At 72.2% G+C, this 7,271-nt stretch carries 7 protein-coding genes and 1 pseudogene; all 8 read left to right on the top strand.

Annotated features, from left to right (window positions below; all coding sequences use genetic code 11):
- A pseudogene (locus tag AAW13_RS40150) lies at window positions 1-393 on the top strand (hypothetical protein); the annotation flags it as partial.
- Between the two features lie 53 nt (window positions 394-446).
- Window positions 447-869 (top strand): phage tail protein, encoded by a 423-nt coding sequence (locus AAW13_RS40145; protein ID WP_046734831.1) that lies wholly within the window; start codon window positions 447-449, stop codon window positions 867-869.
- A 61-nt stretch (window positions 870-930) separates the two neighbouring features.
- On the top strand, window positions 931-1,653 hold the full coding sequence (locus AAW13_RS40140) for a CIS tube protein (protein ID WP_046734830.1): 723 nt from the start codon (window positions 931-933) through the stop codon (window positions 1,651-1,653).
- Window positions 1,653-3,566 carry a VgrG-related protein gene (locus tag AAW13_RS40135; RefSeq protein WP_071659844.1) on the top strand — a complete coding sequence of 638 codons (1,914 nt, stop codon included), beginning with the start codon at window positions 1,653-1,655 and terminating at the stop codon, window positions 3,564-3,566. Before AAW13_RS40140 ends, AAW13_RS40135 begins: the two co-directional genes overlap by 1 nt.
- Window positions 3,567-3,606: 40 nt before the next feature.
- Entirely contained in the window at window positions 3,607-4,050 is a 444-nt protein-coding gene (locus tag AAW13_RS40130; RefSeq protein WP_046734562.1) for a GPW/gp25 family protein, read from the top strand.
- Between the two features lie 6 nt (window positions 4,051-4,056).
- Window positions 4,057-6,018, top strand: a complete 1,962-nt coding sequence (locus tag AAW13_RS40125) for a putative baseplate assembly protein (RefSeq protein WP_071659843.1) — start codon at window positions 4,057-4,059, stop codon at window positions 6,016-6,018.
- A 28-nt stretch (window positions 6,019-6,046) separates the two neighbouring features.
- On the top strand, window positions 6,047-6,616 hold the full coding sequence (locus tag AAW13_RS40120) for a phage tail protein (RefSeq protein WP_071659842.1): 570 nt from the start codon (window positions 6,047-6,049) through the stop codon (window positions 6,614-6,616).
- The coding region (locus AAW13_RS40115; protein ID WP_476756036.1) for a zinc ribbon domain-containing protein at window positions 6,613-7,271 on the top strand (659 nt) is incomplete at its 3' end. The genes AAW13_RS40120 and AAW13_RS40115, both read left to right, overlap by 4 nt.

Here is a 7,271-nt window from a genome sequence, read left to right as displayed (position 1 = left end):
CGCGACGCTCTCACCGCGTCCCGGCCGCCCGTCCTCCCCGCGCACTCCGCGCACCCCGTGAAGAAGGCCCCGGTCACCGGATCCGCCGCCACCCGCCCGCAGGCCCCGCTCACCAAGTCCGAAACGCCGCCTCCGCCGCCTCCGCCGCCCTCGTCCCCGCCGCCGGACGACCCGCCGCCGTCGTACTCCGTCTCCGCGTCGGCCGCCCGTGAGGACGACGACCCGCCGGCGTACACCGCGATCGAGGAGGGCGGCTTCGACCCCCGGGCCCTCACCGAGTACCAGGTCGACGCGCTGGTCCACCGCATCATCGACCGGATCACCCGGCAGGTCCGCACGGAGCTCCGCCGGGACCGTGAACGCGTCGGCAAGCTCCGCGACTTCCGTCCCTGAGCCGGTGCCCACCCCCGCCCACCGCCGCCACCCCATCCACAGAAAGGCCCCCGATGGCTCGCCAGGACCCGGGAACCACGATCTGGTTCAGCCTCTCCATCGACGGTGAGAGCCTCGGCTACTTCAACGGGTGCGAGGGGCTGTCGTCCCAGGTGGAGATCGAGCGCCGGCAGGAGGGCGGCAACAACGGCTTCGTGTGGCAACTGCCCACCCGCGTCACGTTCTCCAACATCCGGCTGACCCGTCCGCTCACCCCGGACACCTCCAAGGTCGCCAAGTGGATCTCCTCCGTGCAGACCGGCATCAAGCGGCCCACCGCCCAGATCACCGCGCTGCGGGCGGACGGCTCGGAGGTCGCCCGCTGGGGTCTTCTCGACGTCCTGCCCGTGAGCTGGCAGGGCCCCTCCCTCGACCCGGCGAGCCCCGCCGTGGCGACCGAGGTCCTGGAGATCACCCACCACGGCTTCACGGACTGAGCGAGACGGACGAGCCGAGAGAGCCGAGAGAGCCGAGAGAGCCGAGAGGGCAGAGAAAGACATGGCCAGCAGCAGCCGGGGCGCCGGCAAGAGCCTCGTGCGCGCCACCCTGGAGATCCACCAGCCCCCGCCGAGCGGCAGCCGCACCCCGGGCGCTCTCATCAAGTCCTTCCACTTCGACTTCAACCCGGCGCAGCTCAGCATCGGCCGCCGGGCCGACTGGAAGTCCTCCTACGCGCCGATCGAACGCGACGGCCCGATCCCGGAGTTCCTCGGCGCGCACCCGCGGCAGATGAGCGTGGAGATCTTCCTCGACTCCTCCGACGACCCGGGCGACAACACGGTGCTCAAGAAGGTCGAGTCGCTGCTGACCTGCTGCGAGGTCACCGGTCAGAGCATCGCGAACAAGCGGCCCTCGCCGCCGTGGGTGGTCTTCGAGTGGGGTTCGTTCTCGACGGCTCGCTTCACGGCCTACGTCGCCTCGGTCGACGCCTCCTACACCCTGTTCGGGACTAGCGGGATGCCCATCCGGGCCACCTGCCGGCTCCAGCTCCAGGAGATCCCGACCAAGACCCCCGGGCAGAACCCGACCTCCGGCGCGCTCACCGCGCAGCGCGTGCACCGGGTGGTCGCCGGGGACTCGCTCCAGGCGCTGGCCTGGCGGGAGTACGGCGACGCGTCGGCCTGGCGGTCGATCGCCGACGCCAACGGGATCGACGACCCGAACCGGCTGCCCACCGGCACCGAATTGGTGCTGCCTGCCGCCGAGGAGGTGCGGCGCTGATGGTGAAGTACGCGTATTCGAACATCATCAAGGTCACGGTCGACGGGAAGGACCTGAAGTCCGACCCGGTGTGGGGGTCGGCCCTGGTCGACGCCACCGTCGACCAGGGCGTCGGGGTGCCCGCCGCCTTCCAGCTGACCTTCCGGGACAAGGACCGCAAGCTCTTCGGCGACCTGGGCGTCAAGTTCGGCAGCGAGGTGGTGCTCACCCCGATGTCCGACGGCCAGGACACCGCGGGTCCGCTGCTGACCGGCGAGGTCACCGCGATGGAGGCCGAGTACGACGGCACCGGCAGCTACGCGGTGATCCGCGGTTACGACAACGGCTTCCGGCTGATGCGCCAGCGCCGGGTGGTCGCCTACCGCAACCAGACGGCCTCCGACATCGCCCGCAAGCTGGCCGGGCAGGACGGGGTGCCGATCGGCCGGATCGACGCGACGAAGACCGTCTACGAGTTCATCAGCCAGAGCAACGTCACCGACTGGGAGTTCCTCGCGCGGCTCGCCGACGAGAACGAGATGGTGATGTCCGTCGACGCGAAGGGCAAGTTCCAGTTCGTGAAGCCGAAGGACGCCTCCGGGGCGCCCTCGACCAGCACGGACGGCGACAAGAGCCCGTTCGTCCTGGAGGCCGGGCACGACATCCTGCGGCTGCGTTCCGCGGTGACCGCCGCCGACCAGGTCGCCACGGTCGAGTCCCGCGGCTGGGACGTGACGACGAAGAAGACGCTCACCGCGACCTCGAAGGCCAACGGCAACAAGGCGTACAGCATCGGCGCCACCCCGGGCGACGCCTACGCCAAGTTCCCGACCGCCAAGCTGGTCGAGACCCGTACCCCCTACGACAAGCAGTCCGAGGTGAAGTTCGCGGCGGACGCCCTCTCCGACGACGTGACGAGCGGGTTCGCCGAGGTCGAGGTGATCGTCCGGGGCAATCCGCAGCTGCGGCCCGGGGTGCCGGTGGCGCTGAAGGACGTCGGTACGCCCTTCGCCGGCAAGTACACGGTCACGTCCGTGCGGCACGTCTTCGGCGACGCCAAGCACTACGAGACCTGGGTGACGGTCAGCGGCCGGCAGTGGCGGTCCCTGTACGGGGTGGCCTCGGGCGGCGGGGCCGGCGACGCCGGTTCCGACCGGCAGCTCAGCGTGGCCCCGGCGCTCGTCACCGATGTGCAGGATCCCCTCCAGCAGGGCCGGGTGAAGATCAAGTTCCCCTGGCTCGACGACACCTACGTCAGCGACTGGACGCGGACCGTGCAGATGGGCGGGGTCCGCGGCGGCGGGGTGTTCCCGATGGACGTCGGCGACGAGGTGCTGGTCGCCTTCGACCGGGGCGCCCTCGACCACGCGTACGTCATCGGCGGCCTCTACAACGGCAAGGACAAGCCGACCAAGGTCAGGGACGTCCCGCTCCACGACGGCCTGCGCGGCCGCGCCACCCGGCACACCATCTCCGACCGCGTCGGCAACCGGATGGACCTGCTCGACCAGCGGGGCCGCAAACAGGGTGTCCGGCTGGCCAGCGGCGACGACAAGCTGACCGTCCATCTGGACCGGCAGAAGACCGAGATCACCGTGGACAGCAAGGGCAGTGTCTCCATCAAGGGCAGCAGGTCGGTGTCGGTCGAGGCCGGCGCCAACCTGTCCCTGAAGGCGGCCGGCGCGCTCAGCATCAGGAGCGGCGGACCGCTGTCGCTGCAGAGCGCGGAACTCGTCGACATCAAGTCCCCCGCGGGCGCGGTCACCGTGAACGCCACCGCCGTGAACCTGATGGCGAACGCGGCCCTGTCGCTGCGCGGCAACGCCGCCGTGGCGATCAGCTCCCTGGCCACCGTGGCGATCCAGGCCCCCCAGGTGCCGGTGCTCGGCAACCTGATGATGGGCGGCCTGACCGTGATGGTGATCCCGGCATGAGCGGGTGCGAGGTCTTCCCGGAGGGTCGGGTGCGGAGCTGATGGCAGAGCAGTTCGTGGGCTCGGGGTGGTCCTTCCCGCTCCGGATCGGCCCCACCGGCGGTATCGCCCTGGTCAGCGGCGAGAAGGAGGTCGAGGAGGCCATCCGTCTCGTGCTGTCCACGGCCCCCGGCGAACGCCCGATGCGCCCGGAGTTCGGCTGCGCCATCCACGACCTGGTCTTCGCGCCGGTCAACGAGCAGACCGCCGGCCGGATCCAGCACGAGGTGTACGCCAGCCTGGACCGCTGGGAGCCGCGGATCGAGGTCGAGGACGTCGAGGTCACCACCGGCGCCGACCCGAGCGTGCTGATGATCGACGTCCGTTACTCGATCCGCGGCACCAACAACCCGCGCAGCCTGGTGTTCCCCTTCTACGTCATCCCCTCCCACGACGAGCCGGACCTGCCGCCCGCCTCCTCGGACTCCTCGGAAAGCGACCGCTGATCCCCGATGGCCCTGCCCTCCCCGAACCTCGACGACCGGCGTTTCCAGCAGTTCGTCGACGACGCCAAGCGTTACATCCAGCAGCGCGCCCCGGAGTGGACCGACCACAACGTCTCCGACCCCGGCATCACGCTGGTGGAGACGGTCGCGCACATGGCCGACCAGATCGTGTACCGGCTCAACCGGGTCCCGGAGAAGAACCACCTGGCCTTCCTGGACCTGGTCGGCATCACGCTGTTCCCGCCGTCGGCGGCGCGCACGGAGGTGACGTTCTGGCTGTCGGCGGCCCAGGAGGAAGCGGTCGCGGTGCCGGTCGGCACGGAGGTGGCGACCCGCCGTACCGAGACCCAGGAGGCGGTGGTCTTCGCGACCGAACGCCATCTGAGCGTCGTGCCGAGCGAGTTGCGCCACCTGATGAGGCAGCAGCGCGGCTCGGCCGTCGTCGACCTCACCCACGAACTCAGCGAGGGCAAGGACCTGTTGTGCTTCACCGAGGCCCCGAACCCCGGGGACTGCATGCTGCTCGGCCTGTCCGCGGCGGTCCCGCACTGCGCGGTCGCGCTCGACCTGGACAGCCGTGTCGACGGTGTCGGCGTGGACCCGCGGCAGCCGCCGCTGGTGTGGGAGGCGTGGACGGAGGACGGCTGGCGGGAGTGCGAGGTCGACCAGGACGGCACCGGCGGACTCAACCGGCCCGGCGAGGTCGTGCTGCACGTCCCCGGCGGCCACGTGCTGTCCCGCAACGGCGGCCGGGAGGCGGGCTGGCTGCGCTGCCGGGTCACCGAACCCCACCCCGACCAGCCCTTCTACACCACCTCCCCGACGGTCCGGTTCGCCGAGGCCTGCACGGTCGGCGGCACCACCGGCGCGGTGCACGCGGAGACCGTCGAGGACGAGGCGCTCGGGGAGTCCACCGGCCTGCCCGGCCAGCGGCTGCGCCTGGCGCACGCCCCCGTCGTGGGCGACACCCCGCCGCTGCTCCTCCAGACCGCCGAGCACGACGGCGAGGACGGCTGGCTGGACTGGCAGGTGGTCCCGCACTTCGCGGCCTCCGGGCCGTACGACCGGCACATCACGCTCGACGCGACCACCGGCGAGATCGCCTTCGGCCCGGCGGTGCGCGAACCGGACGGCTCGCTGCGCCAGTACGGCGCGGTGGCCGCGAAGGGCGCGGTCATCAGGGCCCGCCGCTACCGCACGGGCGGCGGCCGGGACGGCAACGTGGCCCGCGGGGCCGTACAGATCCTGCGCTCCTCCATCCCGTACGTCTCCGAGGTCGTCAACCGGGAGGCGGCACGCGGGGGAGTGGACGGCGAGACGGTCGCCGAGGCGAAGGTGCGTGCCCCGATCACGCTGCGCGCCCAGGAACGGGCGGTGACCCTGCGGGACTACGAGGAACTGGCCCGCCGCGCCGCCCCGGAGACGGCCCGGATCACCTGCCTGGAGGGCGAGGAGGGCGAGCACGGGGCGTACGCGGTACGGGTGCTGGTGGTGCCGCAGGCGGTCGCGGACCCCGGCGGTCGGCTCCGCTTCGAGCAACTCGTGCCCGGTGACGCCCTGTTGGACCGCATCACCCGTCACCTGGACGAACGCCGGCTGATCGGTACCCGGCTGGCCGTCGGGCCGCCCTTCTACCAGGGCGTCACCGTGGTCGCCACCGTGCACGCCTTCCGCGGGGTGGACGTCGAGCGGGTCCGCCGCCAGGCCCACGACGCCCTCTACCGCCACCTCGACCCGCTGACCGGCGGTGCCGACGGCAAGGGCTGGCCGTTCGGGCGCCCGGTGCAGTCCGGCGAGGTCTTCGCCGTGCTGCAACGCGTCCCCGGTGTCGAACTCGTCGACGAGGTCGTCCTGCACCCCGCCGACCCGCTCACCGGCAAGCGCGGCGACCCCACGGACCGCATCGACCTGGACGCCCCGTCCCTGGTCTTCTCCTACGACCACCGGGTCCGGGTGATCGGCGAATGACCGTCAACGACGCCATCGGAGGCTCCCGTTGAGAGGCTCCATCGACGGCCTGGGCTCCTCCACCCCCATCGGCCCGATGCTCCCCGCGGTCTTCGCCGACGACGACCTGGCCCTGCGGTTCGTCGCCGGCCTGGACGACGTGATCGCACCGATCCCCAACGTCCTGGACTGCCTGCCCAGTTACTTCGACCCGGCGCTGGCCCCGCTGGACTTCGCGGAGTGGCTCGGCACCTGGGTCGGCGCGGAGACGGACGGCACGGAACCGGGCCCGCTGCTCCGCGCGGCGGTGGCCGCGGCCGCCTACCTGCACCGCATCCGGGGCACCCGGCGCGGCCTGTCCGAGGCGGTCCGGCTGGCGTTCGGCGTGGCACCGGAGATCACCGAGAGCGGCGGTGCGACCTGGAGCGCCCGCCCGCTCGGCGCGTTCCCGGGCACCCCGCGCCCGCGTCTGCACGTCCACCTCACGCTGCCCGCGCCCACCCCCGCCGACGAGGTCCGCCTGGAGCACCTCGTGGCCGCCGCCCGCCCCGCCCACATGCCCTACACGGTCCAGGTGACCGCGTCTTCTCCGTCCGCCGAAAGGACCCCGCAGCGATGACGACCACCCAGAACTGCACGGAGTGCGGCACGGTCGCCGAACCGGGCCAGTCCTTCTGCGACGCCTGCGGAGGGGTCCTGAGCTGGTCCGCCAACCGGGACACCCCGGCCCCCGACCGGGCCACGGCCCCGAACGCCCCCTCCCCCGGCTGGGACGCCTTCACCCGCCGCGACGGCGGCTCAGGCCTCCCCCAACGAGAGCTCCGCACGACCATCACGACAGCCCCCCGCGAGGAGCCCCCGACAGACGTCGCACCAGCACCCCACCGTCCCCACGACGACTCCCCGGAACCGACGACGCCGACCCCCCGCCACACCCACGGCGACATCTCGGAGCCGACCCCGCCGACGCCCCACCAGACCGACGGCAACTCCTCGGAGCCGACCCCGCCGACGCCCCGCCAGACCGACGGCAACTCCTCGGGAACAACCGCGCCGACGCCCCGCCAGCCCCACGCCGACTCCTCGGAGATGGCCGCGTCAGCTCCCCGTCAGACCGACGGCGACTCCTCGGGAACGGCCACGCCGACGCCCCGCCAGTCCTACGGCAACTCCTCGGAGATGGCCGCGTCAGCTCCCCGCCAGACCGACGGCGACTCCTCGGGAACGGCCGTGTCAGCGCCCCGTCAGGGGCGCGGGGAACTGCGCGACCAGCC

This window comes from Streptomyces humi (assembly GCF_001005085.2).
Classification (GTDB): Bacteria; Actinomycetota; Actinomycetes; order Streptomycetales; family Streptomycetaceae; genus Streptomyces; species Streptomyces humi.
Note: the sequence above shows the minus strand (reverse complement) of the source record. Positions and strands in the feature narration are given on the sequence as shown.